The sequence below is a fragment of the Candidatus Mycobacterium methanotrophicum genome (genome assembly GCF_023515995.1).
In the GTDB taxonomy this organism is placed as follows: domain Bacteria; phylum Actinomycetota; class Actinomycetes; order Mycobacteriales; family Mycobacteriaceae; genus Mycobacterium; species Mycobacterium methanotrophicum.
Genome location: NZ_CP097320.1, coordinates 3,979,683 through 3,995,703, shown reverse-complemented (window position 1 = coordinate 3,995,703; position 16,021 = coordinate 3,979,683). Strand labels below are relative to the sequence as shown.

Here is a 16,021-nt window from a genome sequence, read left to right as displayed (position 1 = left end):
GAGCATGCCTTAAGAGCAGTGGCGCTCAAGCCTCGAAGCGATACCCCATGCCCGCCTCGGTCAGCAGATGGTTCGGATGCGACGGGTCGTCCTCGAGCTTGCGTCTCAGCTGCGCGAGAAAGACACGCAGATAATGTGTTTCCCTCGCGTACTTCGGTCCCCAGATCTCCCGCAGCAACTCCTCGCGCTCGACCAGCTTGCCGCGGTTGCGTACCAGCATTTCCAGCATTCCCCACTCGGTCGGCGTCAGGTGGACCTCGGCGCCGTTCTTGATCACCTTCTTTGCGGAAAGGTCAACGATGAACGACTTGGTTTCCACCACCGGATTGTCCGCACCGGTGGCGACCGCTGCCCGTCGCACCGCGGCGCGCAACCGGGCCAGCAGTTCGTCCATGCCGAACGGCTTGGTCATGTAATCGTCGGCACCGGCGTCCAGTGCTCCCACCTTGTCAGCGGAATCGGTGCGTGCTGACAGCACGATCACCGGAGCGCTCATCCAGCCGCGGAGCCCGGCGAGCACGTCGATGCCGGATATGTCGGGCAGCCCGAGATCCAGGATCACGACGTCGGGCGGCTGCTCGGCGGCGGCTGCCAGTGCTCGCGCGCCTGTTGCGGCGGTGATCACCTCGTAGCCGCGCACCGACAAGTTGATGCGCAGTGCCCGCAACAGCTGTCGGTCGTCGTCGACGACAAGTACCCGGGTCATCGGCTTGATTCCGCGGGGGGTGCCGCCAGATCCAGCGCGATGGTCAACCCGCCGCCGGGAGTGTCGTTGGCTTGGATGGTGCCGCCCATCGCCTCGACGAACCCCTTGGCTACCGACAAGCCGAGGCCCAGACCGATGGTGTTGTCGGTATCGCCCAGCCGCTGGAACGGTTCGAACATTTGCTCAGCAGCGCCGCGGGCGACGCCCGGACCCTCGTCGACGACATTGATCAGCACCCGATCGGCGACCTGGCCGGCGTTGACCCGCACCAAGCTGTCGGGCGCGTGGCGCAGCGCGTTGTCGATCAGGTTGGACAGCACCCGATCCAGCAGCCCCGCATCGGCCATCACGGTTGTCCCGCCGACATCTGCCTTGACCCGGTCGAAGGTGTCGCGCCCGAAGGCGGTACTGCGTGTTCCGATGCTGACCAGCGCGCGTTGCACGGACTCCTCGAGGTAGATCTTGGAAAGCTCCGGCCGGACCACGCCCGCGGCCAGCCTGGACGAGTCCAGCAAGTTGTTGACCAGCGTTGTGAGTTGGTCGATCGACTCTTCAATGGTGGCAAGCAATTCGGCAGTATCGTCGGGCGAAAACCAGACATCTTCGGCGCGAAGGCTGGAGACCGCCGCCTTGGCCGCGGTCAGCGGGGTCCGCAGGTCATGTCCGAGCGCCGAGAGCAGCAACCGGCGCATCTCGGCGGCCTGAGCAAGAGTGTGGGCCTTGCCGGCCTGTTCGGCCAGCTCCTGCTGTTTGACCAAACCGGCGGCTTGGGTTCCAACGGCCGACAAGACTTTGCGGTCGCGGGCGGTGAGGGCTCGGCCGGACAGCAGCAACCAGAATTCGTCGTCGCCGACTTTGACCGCGGTGTCAGCGGAATCCACCATCGCGCAGGGGGCTTTGCCGACCGAGACGACCACCTGGCGGTCACCGTCGACTTCGCGCATCAGGCAGACCGCGCGCTGAGAATACGCCTCCCGGACCCGCTCCAGCAGCGTGTCGAGACTGCCGCCGCGCAGCACCGACCCGGCGAACAACGCCAACAACTCGGCTTCCTGAGCCGCGAGCCTGGCCTCGCGGGCGCGGTTGGCGGTGGTGTCGACCAGCGCGGCGATACCGATGGCGACCCCCAGCAGAACCACTTCGGTGATGAGTTGGCTGGGGTCCTGAACGGTGAAGGAGCCTCGCGGGTCGGTGAGGAAAAAGTCCAACAGCCCCGCAGACAGCAGCCCCGACAGCAGGGCCGGCGCCACGCCGCCGAACAGCGCGACACCAATCACCCCGACGAAGAAGACGGCAGTCTTGCCGCCGACGTCCAGCAGCGAGTCCAACCAGGCCAGGGTGATCGCCAACATCACCCACGGCACGGTGACAGCGGCGAGCCACGATGCGAGTCGCCGGCCCCGCGGCGAGATTGACGCGAAGGAAAACCCGGGGTGGACTTGGTCATGGGTGACCATGTGGACGTCGATCTTGCCCGAGTTCTTGATGGTGGCCGCGCCTATTCCCTCGCTGAAAATGCTCGCCCACCGCGACCGCCGCGAGCTGCCGAGCACCAGCTGGGTGGCGTTGGTCTCGCGGGCGAACTCCAGCAGTGCGGCCGATACGTCATCGCCAACCACGGTGTGAACTGTTGCGCCCAGGCTGGTGGCGAGTTCGCGCACTTTGCTCGCTTGCAGCGCCGAGGTGCCCGAAAGCCCGTCGCCGCGGACGACGTGTGCCACCATCAGTTGAGCGCTCGACTTCGATGCGATGCGAGAAGCGCGGCGCACCAACGTTTCCGATTCCGGGCCGCCCGTCACGGCGACAACTATCCGTTCGCGGGTTTCCCAGCTGTCGGTAATCTTCTTGTCGGCACGGTAACTCGCCAGCGCCGTGTCGACCTGGTCGGCAAGCCATAGCAGCGCGAGTTCACGCAAAGCGGTCAGGTTTCCGGGGCGGAAATAATTGGACAGCGCCGCATCGACCCGCTCCGGCGGGTAGACGTTCCCGTGGGCGAGCCTGCGCCGCAACGCTTCCGGTGTGATGTCGACCAATTCGATCTGAGCTGCTTTTCGGACGATATCGTCGGGTACCGTTTCACGCTGCTCGATGCCGGTAATCGAGGCGACGACGTCGTTGAGGCTTTCCAGATGCTGAATGTTGAGCGTCGAGATCACGGTGATGCCCGCGTCAAGCAGCATTTCGACGTCTTGCCACCGTTTCGAGTTCGCGCTGCCCGGGACGTTGCTATGCGCGTATTCGTCGACCAGCGCCACTGCCGGCTGACGGCGCAGCACCGCCTCGACGTCGAGTTCGGGGAACGTCGTTCCGCGATAGGTTAGGTAGCGCGGCGGAATGACCTCGATGTCGTCGAGAAGCTCTGCGACCTTCTTGCGGCCATGGGTTTCTATTACCGCCGCGACGACGTCGGTGCCCCGCGCCAGCCTGCGATGCGCCTCGCCGAGCATGGCGCAGGTCTTGCCGACGCCGGGTGCGGCGCCCAGGCAGATGCGCAGCTCACCACGTCGGCGCGGTTGTGCTCGTTCGGCGGCTGCGTTTGACGCAGCCTGCGCATCGGAAGTCACACCGACATCATCTACGACTTCGCCGGGTACTTGCCATCCAACTCGAGATTGAGCTGCAGCACGTTGACCACCGGCTCGCCGATGAAGCCGAGCTGACGACTGTGCTGGTTGTGGCTAACCGCCTCATGCACCTGGGCAACGCTGATCCCGCGCGCCTGGGCTACCCGGGCCACCTGAACCTCGGCGTAAGCAGGCGAGATGTCGGGATCGAGGCCACTAGCGCTGGCGGTGACGGCGTCGACAGGTACCGTCGGGTGATCAGACGCCGCCCCGCGAACCGGGACGATCTGACCGACCGAGTAGTCCTGACCGTACTGGGCACATTGCACCCGCACACCCTCGTAAAGCTGCTGGAAGACCGTCGTCGGTGCGCTACCGGGCATCGAGCAGGGCTCGTTGACGCTGACCACCTGGGTCGGGTGGACCACCTTGCCGGCTGAATCCCGTGGCCCGATCACCGACAGCACTGCGCCCGCCCCGCCGCCGGTGCAGAACGGGCGCGACCCGTCGACCTTCTCGAGCTTTCCGATCGCAAGGCTGCGCGAGCACACCTGGGTCAGCAGGCTGGGTTTGAACCCGGCCGTGGACGGATCGGCGCCTGCAGCCAGCTTGGCCGGATCGGCCGGTGTGTCAACGATGCTTTCCGGACCCAGGTTGCTGGCGCCCGACGCCAACGGGTCGTAGCCGTTTCCAGCGGCTGACGGCCTGGATTGGAAGTACTGCGGCAGCGGGTTGCCGTCTTTGTCGGTGAACAGCTGACCGATCAGCTTGCTGCCCACCGGCCGCCCGGCGACGGTGAGCATCGAGCCCTCCGCCTTGGCGTGCAACCCGGGAAGCAGCGCGATTGCCCAGATGGCCAGCGGGTAGCCGATGCCGGTGATCACCGTCATCACCAGCAGCGCGCGCAGCGCCGCCCAGTGTTGGCGAAGCAAGTTCGAGAATTTCATTTGCGCCGCTCCTCCTCCTCACTTCGTTCTGCATCGTCGCCGACGCGGTTCATGTCAGCCCATCCCGGGGATGAATTGCACGGCCAGGTCGATCAGTTTGATACCGATGAACGGGGCGACGATTCCGCCCAGCCCGTAAATGTAGAGGTTGCGGCTCAGCAGTTTAGCGGCACGGCTCGGTGTGTACTGGACACCGCGCAGCGCCAACGGGATCAGCAACACGATGATGATCGCGTTGAAGATCACCGCGGAAAGGATCGCCGATTCCGGGCTGTGCAGCCGCATCACGTTGATGGCGTCCAGGCCGGGGAACAGCGCCACGAACATGGCCGGGATGATCGCGAAGTATTTGGCGATGTCGTTGGCGATCGAGAACGTGGTCAACGCGCCACGGGTGATCAACAGCTGCTTGCCGATCTCGACGATCTCGATGAGCTTGGTGGGGTCGGAGTCCAAGTCCACCATGTTGCCGGCCTCTTTGGCCGCGCTGGTGCCGCTGTTCATCGCCACCCCGACGTCGGCCTGGGCCAATGCCGGCGCGTCGTTGGTGCCGTCACCGGTCATCGCGACCAGTCGGCCACCCTCCTGCTCACGCTTGATCAGCGCCAGCTTGTCTTCGGGGGTGGCCTCGGCGAGGAAGTCGTCGACCCCGGCCTCGTCGGCGATCGCCTTGGCGGTCAGCGGGTTGTCACCGGTGATCATCACCGTTCGGATGCCCATCCTGCGCATCTCGTCGAACCGGCTGCGCATGCCTTGCTTGACCACGTCCTTGAGGTGGATGACGCCCAGCACGTCGGCTTTCTTGCCGCCGCCGCCGTCGGTGACTACGCCGACCACCAGCGGAGTGCCGCCGGCGGCCGAGATGCCGTCGACGATATCGCCGAGCGCGTCGGGAATCGTGCCGCCGTGGTCGCGGATCCAGTTGGCGACCGAGCTGGCCGCACCCTTGCGCAGCTGTCGCCCGTCGAGGTCGACGCCGGACATTCTGGTCGTCGCGGTGAATTCGACCCAGTGCGCGTGGCTGAGTTCGCCGGGGGAGCGCTCGCGCAGTCCGTAGGCCTGCTTTGCGTGGACCACGACCGAGCGGCCCTCCGGGGTGTCGTCGGCGAGGCTGGAGAGCTGCGCGGCGTCCGCCAGCTCCGCGGACGTGACCCCGGTGACCGGGATCAATTCCGACGCTTCCCGGTTGCCCAGAGTGATGGTCCCGGTCTTGTCGAGCAGCAACGTGTTGACGTCGCCGGCGGCCTCGACCGCGCGGCCCGACATCGCCAGCACGTTGCGCTGGACCAGTCGGTCCATGCCGGCGATGCCGATCGCCGACAGCAGCGCGCCGATGGTGGTGGGGATCAGGCACACCAGCAGCGCCACCAGGACGACGCCGGTGACGCCGTTGTTGGTCAGCGCGGAGGTGTCATGCACGCCGGGGTTGTCGATCTTGGAGTAGATCGCCAGCGGTTGCAGCGTCGCCACCGCGAACAGGAAGATGAGGGTCAGCGCCGCGAGCAGGATGTTCAGCGCGATCTCGTTCGGCGTCTTCTGCCGGTTGGCGCCTTCGACAAGGGCGATCATCCGGTCGATGAAGCTCTTGCCGGGCTCTTGGGTGATCTTGACGACGATGCGGTCCGACAGCACTGTGGTGCCGCCGGTGACCGCGGAGCGGTCGCCGCCGGATTCTCGGATCACCGGCGCCGATTCGCCGGTGATGGCTGATTCGTTGACCGAGGCAATCCCTTCCACGATGTCGCCGTCGCCGGGAATGATTTCGCCCGCCTCGACGACGACAATGTCGCCTTTTTGCAGTTCTGGTGCCCGGACGTCCTCCTGGGTGCCGGGGGCATCCGGTGACCAGCCGTGTAGCCGGCGTGCGATGGTGTCGGCCTTGGATTTGCGCAAGGTGTCGGCCTGGGCTTTGCCCCGTCCTTCAGCGACCGCCTCAGCGAGGTTGGCGAAAAGCACTGTCAGCCAGAGCCAGAACACAATGAGCCAGCCGAACCACGACGAGTTGCCCATCGTCAGCAGCGTCGACCAGACGGCGCCGATCTCGACGATGAACATCACCGGGTTGCGCCATAGGGTGCGCGGGTCGAGCTTGCGCACCGCGTCGGGAAGCGCTTTGACCAGCAGCACGGGATCGAGCAGGCCGCCTCGGACCCGCCCGCCGGACATGTGGCCGGGGAGTTGAGGCGACGAGTGGGTGGGCTGGGCGTTGGAAGCCGTCGTTGTTGTCGTCAATTCAGTGGATTCCTTCAGCGAGAGGTCCGAGTGCCAAAGCCGGCAGGAAGGTCAGGGCACACAGGATTACCGTGACGGCCGCGACAAGGCCGACGAACTGCGGTCGATGGGTGGGCAGGGTGCCGGGGGATTCCGGGGTATGACCTTGCTGGGCAAGCGATCCGGCCAGCGCCAGCACCAGGATTATCGGCACGAACCTGGCGATGACCATCGCCAGGCCAAGTGCGATGTTGTACCAGGTGGTGTTCGCCGACAGGCCGGCGAAAGCCGAGCCGTTGTTGTTGGCCGCGGAGGTGAAGCCGTAAAGCACTTCCGAGAGGCCGTGCGGTCCGGTGTTGGCCATGGCGGCGCGCTCACCGCCGAACCCCATCGCGATGCCGGTGCCGAGCAGCACGAGCAACTCGGTCACCGGGAAATAGCTTGCCGCGAGTTTCATCTCGCGGGGGGTGATCTTCTTGCCGAGGTATTCCGGTGTCCGGCCGACCATCAGCCCAGCGATGAACACGGTGAGGACGGCCATGATCAGGATGCCGTAGAGGCCGGAGCCGACGCCGCCGGGCGCCACCTCACCGATCTGCATGTTGAACAACTCGACCAGCCCGCCCAGGCTGGTGTAGGAGTCGTGCGCCGAGTCCACCGCGCCGGTCGAAGTCAGCGTGACCGCGTCGGCGAAAACCGCGGAGTCGGCGACGCCGAGCCGTCGCTCGACCCCTTCCATCGCGGCGCCGACGGCAGTGGGCACGGTGCCGTGGTGGCCCAACTGGAATACCCCGATGAGGGCGACGCTGGACACCGCCAGGACGGCCATGATCGCGGCGATCGCATAACCTTGCTTCTTGCTTTCGACGATGCGGCCGAAGGTGCGCGGCAGCGAGAAGCTGATGGCCAGCAGCAGGAAGATCTCCACCCAGTTGGTCCACGCGCTCGGGTTCTCGAAGGGATGCGCGGAGTTGGCGTTGTAGAAGCCGCCGCCGTTGGTGCCGAGTAGCTTGATCGCTTCCTGGCTGGCGACCGGTCCGCCGGTGATGGTCTGCTGGGCGCCGCTCAGCGTGGTGACAACCTGGTCGTTGAGGTGGAAGTTCTGGATCACGCCGCCGGCGAGTAGCACGATCGCGCCGATGAACGCGATCGGCAGCAGGATGCGGAGCGTGCCGCGGACCAAGTCGACCCAGAAATTGCCGAGTTCGGCGGTCCTGGTGCGGGCGAAGCCGCGAACCAGCGCCACCGCGACGGCCATGCCCACCGCGGCGGACACGAAGTTCTGTACGGCCAAGCCGGCCATCTGCACGAGGTGGCCCTGGGTCGACTCGCCTGCGTACGCCTGCCAGTTGGTGTTCGTCACGAAGCTGATCGCGGTGTTCCAGGCCAGCGAGGGTGTCATCGGGGTCGCAGGATTCTTCAGGTGCAGCGGCAACTTGTCCTGCAGCAACTCGAAGAAGAACAGGAACAGCACGCTGACCGCCGAGAACGCCAGCAGGCTGCGGGCGTAGGCAGGCCAGGTCTGTTGTGCTTCGGGGTCGGCGCCGATGACACGGTAGAGGGCCTTCTCCACGCGCCAGTGCCGCGGCGAGGTGTACACCCGGTACATGTAGTCGCCCAGCGGCACGTGGATGGCCACCAACGCCACCACCAACAAAGCTAGGAACGCGACCCCCGCAGTAGAGTTGTTCACTTAAAACCTTTCCGGCAGGAACAAAGCCGCGACGAGGAAAATCGCCAACGCTGCCGACAAGACGATGCCGACGATGTTGTCATAGCTCATGCGCGCCACTCTCCCCCGCGAGCGGGTGGGGGTACTCTCAGCCGCGCAGCGGCGAGGGGGCGTGCCCCCACCTCATCGCTTCGCTCCGCGTCGTCGCGGCTCATAGCTTTTCGACCAGCTTTTGCGCATAGCCGAGGACGGCGAAGACTGCCACCGTCAGTAGGACGTAGGCAACCACCGACATAGTTCCTCCGTTCGTGACAAGCCGACAGCTCGACGGTCCATCGAGTCGTGGTGCCGGTATGCAAGGTAGACCTTCATGGTGAAGACCTGGAATGACGCTATGCCTCGGCGGTTTCGAACGCGTCATCGTTAACGTTTTCTTTACGGCGGGCAAGGCTTACTGAGTTTGCGACGACCGAGCAGGCTAACGCGTAACAACCAATTAACGCTCAGTTTCGCGGCCACCGCGAATTGCGGGAACTTTGCTGCACCGGCTGTGACCCGTTACCCTACGATAGGCAGGCGCACCCGGAAAGTGGTTTTGCCGTCAGCGGATTGGGCGCTGATCGAGCCCTGATGGGCTTTGACGATCGAGTCCACAATCGCCAGGCCCAGTCCATTTCCGGAGCCGTCGTATCGGGCGTTCTTCGCGCGAACGAATCGCTCGAAGAGGTGCGGCAGTAGGTCCGGCTCGATGTCGGGGCCGTCGTCGGTAACCGTCAGCTCGGCGTATGGCGCACCGTCGGCAGGCCGGTGACAGGCGATTCCGGTCGTCACGGTCACACCGGACGGGGTATGCACCCAGCCGTTGGTCAGTAGATTGCTGACGAGTTGGTGCAGGCGGTCGCGGTCGCCGCGCACCCACACCGGCTCGTCGGGCAGGTCCTTGACCCAGCGGTGACTCGGCGCGGCCACCGCCGCGTCGTTGACCGCGTTGAGGACCAGATCGCCCAGATCGACGTCTTCGGTGCGCAGATCCTGACCTTCGCCCAGCCGTGAGAGCAGCAACAGCTCGTCGACGAGCGACGTCATCCGCCGGGCTTCCGACTCGATGCGGGCCAGCGCGTATTCGGTGGTCGGCGGCAGCGCGGCGCTGTCTTGGCGGGTGAGCTCGGAGTAGCCCTGGATGGCTGTCAGCGGGGTGCGCAGTTCATGGCTGGCGTCGGTGATGAATTGCCGCATCCGCCGGTCGGATTCGGCGCGGTGCGCGAGCGCGCTGTCGACGTTGTCGAGCAGCCGGTTCAAGGTGTGGCCGACGATTCCCACCTCGTTGTCCGGGTCGGTGTCCTCCGGTTGGACTCTGGCGGTGATGCGATGGTCCTCCATGAGGGGCGCGCCGGCGACCTCTGCGGCGGTTGCCGCGACGCGCCGCAAGGGCCGCAGCGCGTATGTGACCACCAGTGTGGTCAGGGCCGCCGTTACCAAGAAAGCTGCTATCAAAAGCATTGTGGCGCTGATAATTCGGCGCTTGATGGTCTTGTTTGCAAGATCCAACGAGACCCCGACAACGAGCTCGTCAGCGGGACCGACCGTTTGGCTGTCCACACGGAATGACCCAAGGCTGCCCAGCGTCACAGTGCGTAGCCGTCCGTCCTGCCAGTGCTGCGCCTTGATCGCCGCGACGACATCGGGAGTGGCGGGACGCGGATCGTCTTGGAAAAATACCGCTGAGCCGATCACTTCGCCGTTGTGCAGCACGGCGATGACGTTCCCCGTGTTCTGTCCGGTGAATCCCAACATCGCGTGCCCGAGGCCACCGTGATGCGACGATTCGTCACGGCGATACCGGGCGACCGAATAACTCAGGGCGTCAAGCGATTCGGAAACTTCCGCGTCGTTCATTGCGTTGACGTAGGTGCGGAAGCTCAGCGTGGAGATCACACCGACCGCCAGTACCACGATCGTGACCACAGCTGAGACACCCAGTACCAGCTGGCGACGCAAGGTCCGCGGGCGCCACCAGGATGCGGTTGGCGGCCTGATCATTTGGGCGGGCGCAACACGTATCCGACACCGCGAACGGTGTGAATCATCGGCTCCCTGCCGGTGTCGATCTTCTTCCGAAGGTATGAGATGTACAGATCGACGATGCTGGTGCGTCCCGCGAAGTCGTAATTCCAGACGCGGTCCAGGATCTCGCTGCGGGTCAGCGCTCGGCCCGGATTGCGCATCAGGAAGCGCAGCAGTTCAAATTCGGTTGAGGTAACCGAAATCGGCTTGCCTGCGCGCGCGACTTCATGACTGGCGCCGTCGAGCGTGAGGTCGCCGACTTTGAGACCCTCCGCCGCGGGCGCCTCCATGTGGTTGGAGCGACGAAGCAGACCGCGTAGCCGGGCAACCAACTCCTCCAAGCTGAACGGCTTGGTCATGTAGTCGTCGGCGCCCGCCGTCAAGCCGGTGACCCGGTCGGTCACCGAGTCGCGTGCGGTGAGGAAAAGCGTGGGGGTGTAGGCGTCCGCCTCGCGGATCCGCTGCAGGATCTCCAGACCGTCGATATCGGGAAGCATGATGTCGAGGACCAGCACGTCGGGGCCGACCTCGTCGAACTTCGTCACGGCCTCCCGGCCGTTGTGCGCTACCTCGACCGTCCAGCCCTCGTAGTGCAGCGCCATTTTGACCAGGTTGGTCAACGCCGGTTCGTCGTCCACCAACAGGACCCGGATCGGCGATCCGTCGGCACGGCTGATCCGGGGCAGCTGACCGAGAATGGCCTGACGTCGCCGCTGATCGCGCGCAGAGTCCGACATTATCGCCATGTCCCTCCATTGTTCCCGGCTCACACGCCATTGTCACGCAGTTCATAGAAATCTCAAATCTGTCGGCCAGCCGGCGCGCAGGGGCCGACATCAGCAGATATGCGTTTTCTATGTATCTCGTCGCTTGGCTTGCGCTGCGGTTATACACCAAAAACACTGTGTAGCAGAGCCGTTGGCAAGGAGCTAGTTGGCCAAAAGTGAGGGTACATCGCTAACCGATTGTGTGTAAACGTTTTAGGTAACCCTGCCATAACAGAACCAACGAAATAGCCGCCGCCACCAACGATGAGCGCGGCCGTCGGCAAACGAAACTTTGGAGAGATCAGTGTCTTTCGCGTCTTTCGCGTCTTTCGTGACCACGCATCCGGAGACGCTGTCGTCGGCGGCCGGCGATCTAGCTGGCATCGGTTCGGCGATGGCTGCGGCAAATCAGGCGGCAGCCGGCCCGACCAGTAGTGTCGTTCCCGCCGCTGCCGACGAGGTGTCGGCGCTGACGGCGGCGCAGTTCGCCACGCACGCGGGCAGCTACCAGGCCATCAGCGCCGCGGCCGATGCCATTTATTCGTTGTTGGTCAGCACCCTGCAGACCAACGCCGCATCGTATGCGGCCACCGAAGCCGCCAACGTCATCGCCGCCGGCTGACCCCAGCGCACAACGGAAAGGGCAGAAGGCTAAGGCAATGGACTACGGGGCGGTTCCGCCGGAGATCAACTCAGCTCGCATGTACGCCGGTCCGGGCGCCGGGTCGATGCTGGTCGCCGCGGGGGCGTGGGACGGGCTGGCGGCCGACCTGCACGCCACGGCAGCTGCGGCCGGATCGGTGGTTTCCGGGCTTGCCACTCAGTCTTGGCGCGGTGCCGCGTCGACGTCGATGGCCGGCGCCATTGCACCGTTTTTGACATGGATGAGCGCAACCGCAACTCAACTCGAGCAGGTGGCCAACCAGGCCAGGGCGGCAGCCGCCGCCTATGAGGCCGCGTTCGGTATGACGGTGCCGCCGGCGGTGATTGCCGCGAACCGGGCGCAGCTGATGGCGCTGATCGCCACGAATTTCCTAGGTCAGAACACGCCGGCGATCATGGCCACCGAGGCTCACTACGCGCAGATGTGGGCTCAGGACGCCGTGGCGATGTACAGCTACGCCGCCAGCTCGGCGGCCGCCTCGACGTTGGCGCCGTTCACTTTGCCCAAGTCGACCACCAACCCCGCAGGCGCGACCGGTCAGTCCGCCGTGGCGGCCCAGGCCGCCGGCAGCCACGCGCAGACCGCCGCTTCGACTTCGCTGTCGGCTGTGCCTTCGACCTTGCAGGGGCTCTCACAGCCGACGCAGTCGGCGGGTGGCCTCTCGGGGCTATTGTCGGGCAATGGTGCAGTGGTGACGACCACTGGCGTCTCGGGAGCGTCTGGAGGGCTGAGCGCGCTTGCGGGCCTAGCTGGGTCGACGGGCAAGGGTGTCGGCACCAGTGCGAGCAGGGGTGCCACCTCGGGCCTCGGGGGACTCAACAACCTGACGAACATCGCGTCATCCTCGTCGAGCGGAGTCGCCGACTTGGGCTCGGATGCAGCCGGTTTGGGTTCCAATGGCTCTAGCTCGGGAGGCAGTGGCGCTGGTTTCCCCGGCGTTGGGGTGAGTTTCCCGGCCGCCGATTCGCTGTCGGCGTCGGGAGCTATGGGGACGTTCGGTAGCGTGCGTGGACTGGATTTGGCGCCTGCGCTGAGCAGCTCGATGCCGATGAGCCACCTTGGCTTTGGTTCCGCGGGCACCGCGGCGACCATGGGCCAGGCGAGTTCGGTCGGCTCGCTGTCGGTGCCGCAGACGTGGACGCCGGACGCTGGTCCAGGCGCTGTGTCGATGAGCCCCGCCGCCGCAATGCCCGTGCCCACGAACGGCTTTGGCGCGACGGCTGCTGCGTCGGCCAGTGCGCCGGCTGCAACCAAGGTCACATTTCCGCAGCTGGGCGAACATGAGGTCGATGGACTGGCGCGAATCGGTATGCGTACCAGTATGGTTCCGCCGCAGCTGGTCGGATAATTCGGCGGGGCCAACCAAATATTGTGGCCCGCACACCGGTTGGTGTGCGGGCCACAAAAGGCTGCAGCGGGTGCTGGTTAACTACGCCCAGCTGCCGCCGACGGCGCTGTCGGTGGAGTTCATGTTGTTGCCGGCGGTTTGCACCTTTTGGCCGTGGGCGTTGGCTTGAGAGTAGATGACCTGGAAGTTGCGGCCCAGCGCGGTGATGAACTCCTGGCAGGCAGAAGAACCCGAGCCGCCCCAGAAGTCGCCGGCGGCCAGCACATCGCGCACGATGGCCTGGTGCTCGGCCTCCAGCGACGCGGCCTGGGCCCGGATCAGCGCGCCGTGGGCGTCCACGTCGCCGAACTGGTAACTGATCGACATTGTGTTCTCCTAAAAGGCTGGTGCGATGGGCTAGCTGGACAGGATCTGCTGGGAGGCCTGCTCTTGGGTTTCGTAGTTGTTGGCGTCGCGGATCAGCCCGTCGCGCACTCCGTGCAGCATGTTGACGATGTTGCGGAACGCCTGGTTCATCTGGCCCATGGTGTCATGCGACGTCATCTGGGCGGTGCCGCTCCAGCCGGCGCCGGCGATGTTTTGGCTCGACGCCCACATCTTGCGGGCCTCGTCCTCCACCGTTTGGGCGTGCATGTCGAAACGGCCCGCCATCGCCCGCATCTCATGCGGGTCGGTCATAAAACGCGTCGGCATAATCCTGTCTCCTTGTTGTGAGTGCTCGACACTGGTCGAGATTGATGACTGCTCTCAGGTAGGCGGCATCGTCTCCCCGGTCATCAGACGAAGACCTGTTTGGGCATAACCTTCGGCTTGACGCCGTAGCGCGGGCCGGCCATGCCGTAACCGGATTTGCCTGCGGCGCTGGCCATTCCCGGCATGATGCCGCTCGGCGCTCCGCCCATGCCAGTGCCACCCTCGTCGACGGCCGCGGTCCAGCCGCTACCTGCCAAGGTGGCGTCGGTGACGGCGGCTGGAGTGGCGGCCGACCACCCGGCCGGCACGGACAGCCCGCCGACCGAGGACGCCGCGCCCATACCGGCCAACGTCGCGCCGCCGCCAAAGCCGCCGGAAGACGCGCCCGCCAGGGTGGTGCCGAAGCCCAAACCGGCGCCGAGAGGGGTGGCGTCACCGATGGTGAAGCCGAATGCGGCGCCGCCCATGAAGTGGCCGAGCAGCGGCAGGGTCGCGGTCATCTCCGCGATGTTCCATGCCAGCGTGACGCCGACGTTGTAGATCACGTTTTCCACGATCGGGGTGGTGGCCAAGTTGTTGAGGGCGGACAGCACGCCGCCGCTGCTGGCTTGCGCCGAGTTGGCCGCCGGGGTGGCGGCGGCGCTCACCGCGTTTTGCAGGCCGCTGAGGGTGCTGTTCAGCGTTGCCGAGCTGCCGTTGCTGCCGACGGCGTTGCTGACCGCGGCCGCTTGGGTTCCCTGCCCGGCCGGGTTGGTGTTTTCTATCGGGGGGGTCAGCGGGGACAGTGTCGCGGCTGCTGCCGAGGCGCCGGCATAGCCGTACATCGCGGCGGCGTCTTGAGCCCAGAATTCGCCGTACATGGCTTCGTTGGCCGCGATCGCCGGGGTGTTTTGGCCCAGGATGTTGGTCGCGACCAGCGCCGCCAGCTGCGCCCGGTCGGCGGCGATCACCGGCGGCGGGATCATCGCGGAACGGGCCGCCTCGTAGGCCGCCGCCGACGAGGCGGCCTGGGTGGCTGCTTCCTGCAGCTGCCCGGACGTGGTGGTCAGCCAGTCGATGTAGGGCTGAGCCGACGCGGCCATCGCCTGTGAGGACGGGCCCTGCCACTCCGAGGTGAGCTGAGAGATCACCGACTCATACGATGCCGCGTTGGAGCTCAGCTCAGAGCTTAGGGCGTTAAATGCCGAGGAGGCTGCCATCATCGGCCCCGCTCCGGCGCCGGCGTACATCAGTCCGGAGTTGATTTCCGGGGGTCGCGCTGCGAAATCGAGAACCATGTTTTTAGATCCCGTCCGTGAGTGATCGAAGTGTGGTTGAGGTTGACCGGACCGCATCGGCCGGCGGGGTGGTCAGGTGAGCGTTGGTTTGGGGATCGGCGGCATGACTTTGGGTTTGACGCCGTAGCGCGGGGCGCCGAAGCTGGTGCCGCCGCGACCGCTATTGGCGACCGCGGGCATGCCGGCGATGCCGGGTCCCATCCCGCCGGTGGTCGGGGCGGCGGTGGTCCAGCTCTGCGAGGCCAGCGTGACGGGTGTGCTCGCCGTCGGCACTCCGGCTCCGCCGGCCCAACTCGGCGGCACCGACAGCGGGCCGATGGACGACCCCGAGCCGGCCGCGGCCAGTACCGGCGCCGCGCCCATTGCGCCGACTCCGCCGGTCCCGCTGACCGCGGTTGCCGGACCGACGTCGCCGGCCAGACCGGCGCCCAAGCCGCCGAGATCAGCCGAACTCGTTGACGGACCGGACAGCGTCGTCAGCAGACCGCCACCGCCCATCCCGATCATGTCCGAGTAGGCGGAGGCGAAGTTGCCCATCTCATCCATCGGTATTTCGGTGATCCCACCCGATATAGAGTTGCCGCCGAGGAACGACGCCAGGCTATTGATGGCTCCTGCGAGTCCGCCGCCCGATGCCGCGCTCGACGACCCGCTCGATGCCGCCGACGAGGCCGAATTCGCCGCGGTCCCGGCCTGGTTGGCGGCCTCGGTCTCCTGATAGGAGCCCGACGAGGTCTGCAGCAGGTTGACGAACTGCTGATGAATGGCCTCGGCTTGGGCGCTGACCGTTTGGTAGAGCTGCCCATAGGTCGAGAACACGCCGCTCTGCAGGATCGACACCTCGTCGGAAGCCGACGGGGCGATGGCCGTGGTCGGGCCGGCGGCGGCAGAGCTCTCGGCGGCAAACGAGCTGCCGATGCCTTCCAGCTGGGATGCCGCCGTCGAGATCGCAGCCGGCGCGGTGTTCACATAGGACATGTATTTCTCCTGGTGGCGAGAGGCCGACCCCGTCACAGGGGTCCGGCCATGATGGTCACTGTTTCTGAGTGCAGGTCTCCGGCAGCGGTTCCATCTCCGGGTGGCTCTGAGTGAGACCGCATACCGGGTT

General features: G+C 65.7%; 14 protein-coding genes. 2 read left to right on the top strand and 12 right to left on the bottom strand.

All coding sequences use genetic code 11. The annotated features are described in order from the left end of the window. Window positions 1-25: 25 nt before the first annotated feature. The 8 genes from M5I08_RS20930 to M5I08_RS20895 form a co-directional block, all read right to left on the bottom strand. The gene (locus M5I08_RS20930) at window positions 26-706 is read right to left on the bottom strand and encodes a response regulator (RefSeq protein ID WP_219069588.1); all 681 of its coding nucleotides are present in this window, start codon (window positions 704-706) and stop codon (window positions 26-28) included. Beyond that, window positions 703-3,270: an ATP-binding protein gene (locus M5I08_RS20925; protein ID WP_219069586.1), complete on the bottom strand. Its 2,568-nt coding sequence runs from the start codon at window positions 3,268-3,270 to the stop codon at window positions 703-705. The genes M5I08_RS20930 and M5I08_RS20925 overlap by 4 nt, the downstream gene beginning before the upstream one ends. A gap of 11 nt (window positions 3,271-3,281) precedes the next feature. Next, window positions 3,282-4,217, bottom strand: a complete 936-nt coding sequence (locus M5I08_RS20920) for a potassium-transporting ATPase subunit C (protein ID WP_219069584.1) — start codon at window positions 4,215-4,217, stop codon at window positions 3,282-3,284. 54 nt (window positions 4,218-4,271) lie between these two features. After that, window positions 4,272-6,383: a potassium-transporting ATPase subunit KdpB gene (gene kdpB, locus M5I08_RS20915; protein ID WP_219069592.1), complete on the bottom strand. Its 2,112-nt coding sequence runs from the start codon at window positions 6,381-6,383 to the stop codon at window positions 4,272-4,274. A 67-nt stretch (window positions 6,384-6,450) separates the two neighbouring features. Next, window positions 6,451-8,121: a potassium-transporting ATPase subunit KdpA gene (kdpA, locus tag M5I08_RS20910; protein ID WP_219069582.1), complete on the bottom strand. Its 1,671-nt coding sequence runs from the start codon at window positions 8,119-8,121 to the stop codon at window positions 6,451-6,453. Then, complete coding sequence (gene kdpF, locus M5I08_RS20905; RefSeq protein WP_219069580.1) at window positions 8,122-8,211, bottom strand: K(+)-transporting ATPase subunit F; 90 nt, start codon at window positions 8,209-8,211, stop codon at window positions 8,122-8,124. It lies immediately after the preceding gene. A 447-nt stretch (window positions 8,212-8,658) separates the two neighbouring features. Continuing rightward, entirely contained in the window at window positions 8,659-10,140 is a 1,482-nt protein-coding gene (locus M5I08_RS20900; RefSeq protein WP_219069578.1) for a sensor histidine kinase, read from the bottom strand. Next, the gene (locus M5I08_RS20895; protein WP_219069576.1) at window positions 10,137-10,910 is read right to left on the bottom strand and encodes a response regulator transcription factor; all 774 of its coding nucleotides are present in this window, start codon (window positions 10,908-10,910) and stop codon (window positions 10,137-10,139) included. Before M5I08_RS20895 ends, M5I08_RS20900 begins: the two co-directional genes overlap by 4 nt. Window positions 10,911-11,235: 325 nt before the next feature. On the opposite strand from M5I08_RS20895, the gene M5I08_RS20890 reads away from it, so the two are divergent. Both M5I08_RS20890 and M5I08_RS26385 read left to right on the top strand, forming a co-directional pair. Continuing rightward, on the top strand, window positions 11,236-11,553 hold the full coding sequence (locus M5I08_RS20890; protein ID WP_219069574.1) for a PE family protein: 318 nt from the start codon (window positions 11,236-11,238) through the stop codon (window positions 11,551-11,553). A 37-nt stretch (window positions 11,554-11,590) separates the two neighbouring features. Beyond that, the gene (locus M5I08_RS26385; protein WP_219069572.1) at window positions 11,591-12,943 is read left to right on the top strand and encodes a PPE family protein; all 1,353 of its coding nucleotides are present in this window, start codon (window positions 11,591-11,593) and stop codon (window positions 12,941-12,943) included. Between the two features lie 81 nt (window positions 12,944-13,024). Here the strand turns inward: M5I08_RS26385 and M5I08_RS20875 are convergent, their stop codons facing one another. From M5I08_RS20875 to M5I08_RS26380, 4 genes are all read right to left on the bottom strand, one after another. Beyond that, the gene (locus M5I08_RS20875) at window positions 13,025-13,309 is read right to left on the bottom strand and encodes a WXG100 family type VII secretion target (protein ID WP_219069570.1); all 285 of its coding nucleotides are present in this window, start codon (window positions 13,307-13,309) and stop codon (window positions 13,025-13,027) included. 30 nt (window positions 13,310-13,339) lie between these two features. Further along, window positions 13,340-13,636: a WXG100 family type VII secretion target gene (locus tag M5I08_RS20870; protein ID WP_219069568.1), complete on the bottom strand. Its 297-nt coding sequence runs from the start codon at window positions 13,634-13,636 to the stop codon at window positions 13,340-13,342. A gap of 83 nt (window positions 13,637-13,719) precedes the next feature. Further along, the gene (locus M5I08_RS20865) at window positions 13,720-14,913 is read right to left on the bottom strand and encodes a PPE family protein (RefSeq protein ID WP_219069566.1); all 1,194 of its coding nucleotides are present in this window, start codon (window positions 14,911-14,913) and stop codon (window positions 13,720-13,722) included. Window positions 14,914-14,985: 72 nt separating this feature from the next. Then, on the bottom strand, window positions 14,986-15,891 hold the full coding sequence (locus M5I08_RS26380; protein ID WP_219069564.1) for a PPE family protein, SVP subgroup: 906 nt from the start codon (window positions 15,889-15,891) through the stop codon (window positions 14,986-14,988). Window positions 15,892-16,021 lie beyond the last annotated feature (130 nt).

What these genes read in the sequence shown, in the direction of transcription:
- M5I08_RS20930 (WP_219069588.1), bottom strand. Translation starts at nt 706, where the DNA reads ATGACCCGGGTACTTGTCGTCGACGACGACCGACAGCTGTTGCGGGCA.
- M5I08_RS20920 (WP_219069584.1), bottom strand. Translation starts at nt 4,217, where the DNA reads ATGAAATTCTCGAACTTGCTTCGCCAACACTGGGCGGCGCTGCGCGCG.
- kdpB (WP_219069592.1), bottom strand. Translation starts at nt 6,383, where the DNA reads ATGTCCGGCGGGCGGGTCCGAGGCGGCCTGCTCGATCCCGTGCTGCTG.
- kdpF (WP_219069580.1), bottom strand. Translation starts at nt 8,211, where the DNA reads ATGAGCTATGACAACATCGTCGGCATCGTCTTGTCGGCAGCGTTGGCG.
- M5I08_RS20900 (WP_219069578.1), bottom strand. Translation starts at nt 10,140, where the DNA reads ATGATCAGGCCGCCAACCGCATCCTGGTGGCGCCCGCGGACCTTGCGT.
- M5I08_RS20895 (WP_219069576.1), bottom strand. Translation starts at nt 10,910, where the DNA reads ATGGCGATAATGTCGGACTCTGCGCGCGATCAGCGGCGACGTCAGGCC.
- M5I08_RS26385 (WP_219069572.1), top strand. Translation starts at nt 11,591, where the DNA reads ATGGACTACGGGGCGGTTCCGCCGGAGATCAACTCAGCTCGCATGTAC.
- M5I08_RS20875 (WP_219069570.1), bottom strand. Translation starts at nt 13,309, where the DNA reads ATGTCGATCAGTTACCAGTTCGGCGACGTGGACGCCCACGGCGCGCTG.
- M5I08_RS20870 (WP_219069568.1), bottom strand. Translation starts at nt 13,636, where the DNA reads ATGCCGACGCGTTTTATGACCGACCCGCATGAGATGCGGGCGATGGCG.
- M5I08_RS20865 (WP_219069566.1), bottom strand. Translation starts at nt 14,913, where the DNA reads ATGGTTCTCGATTTCGCAGCGCGACCCCCGGAAATCAACTCCGGACTG.
- M5I08_RS26380 (WP_219069564.1), bottom strand. Translation starts at nt 15,891, where the DNA reads ATGTCCTATGTGAACACCGCGCCGGCTGCGATCTCGACGGCGGCATCC.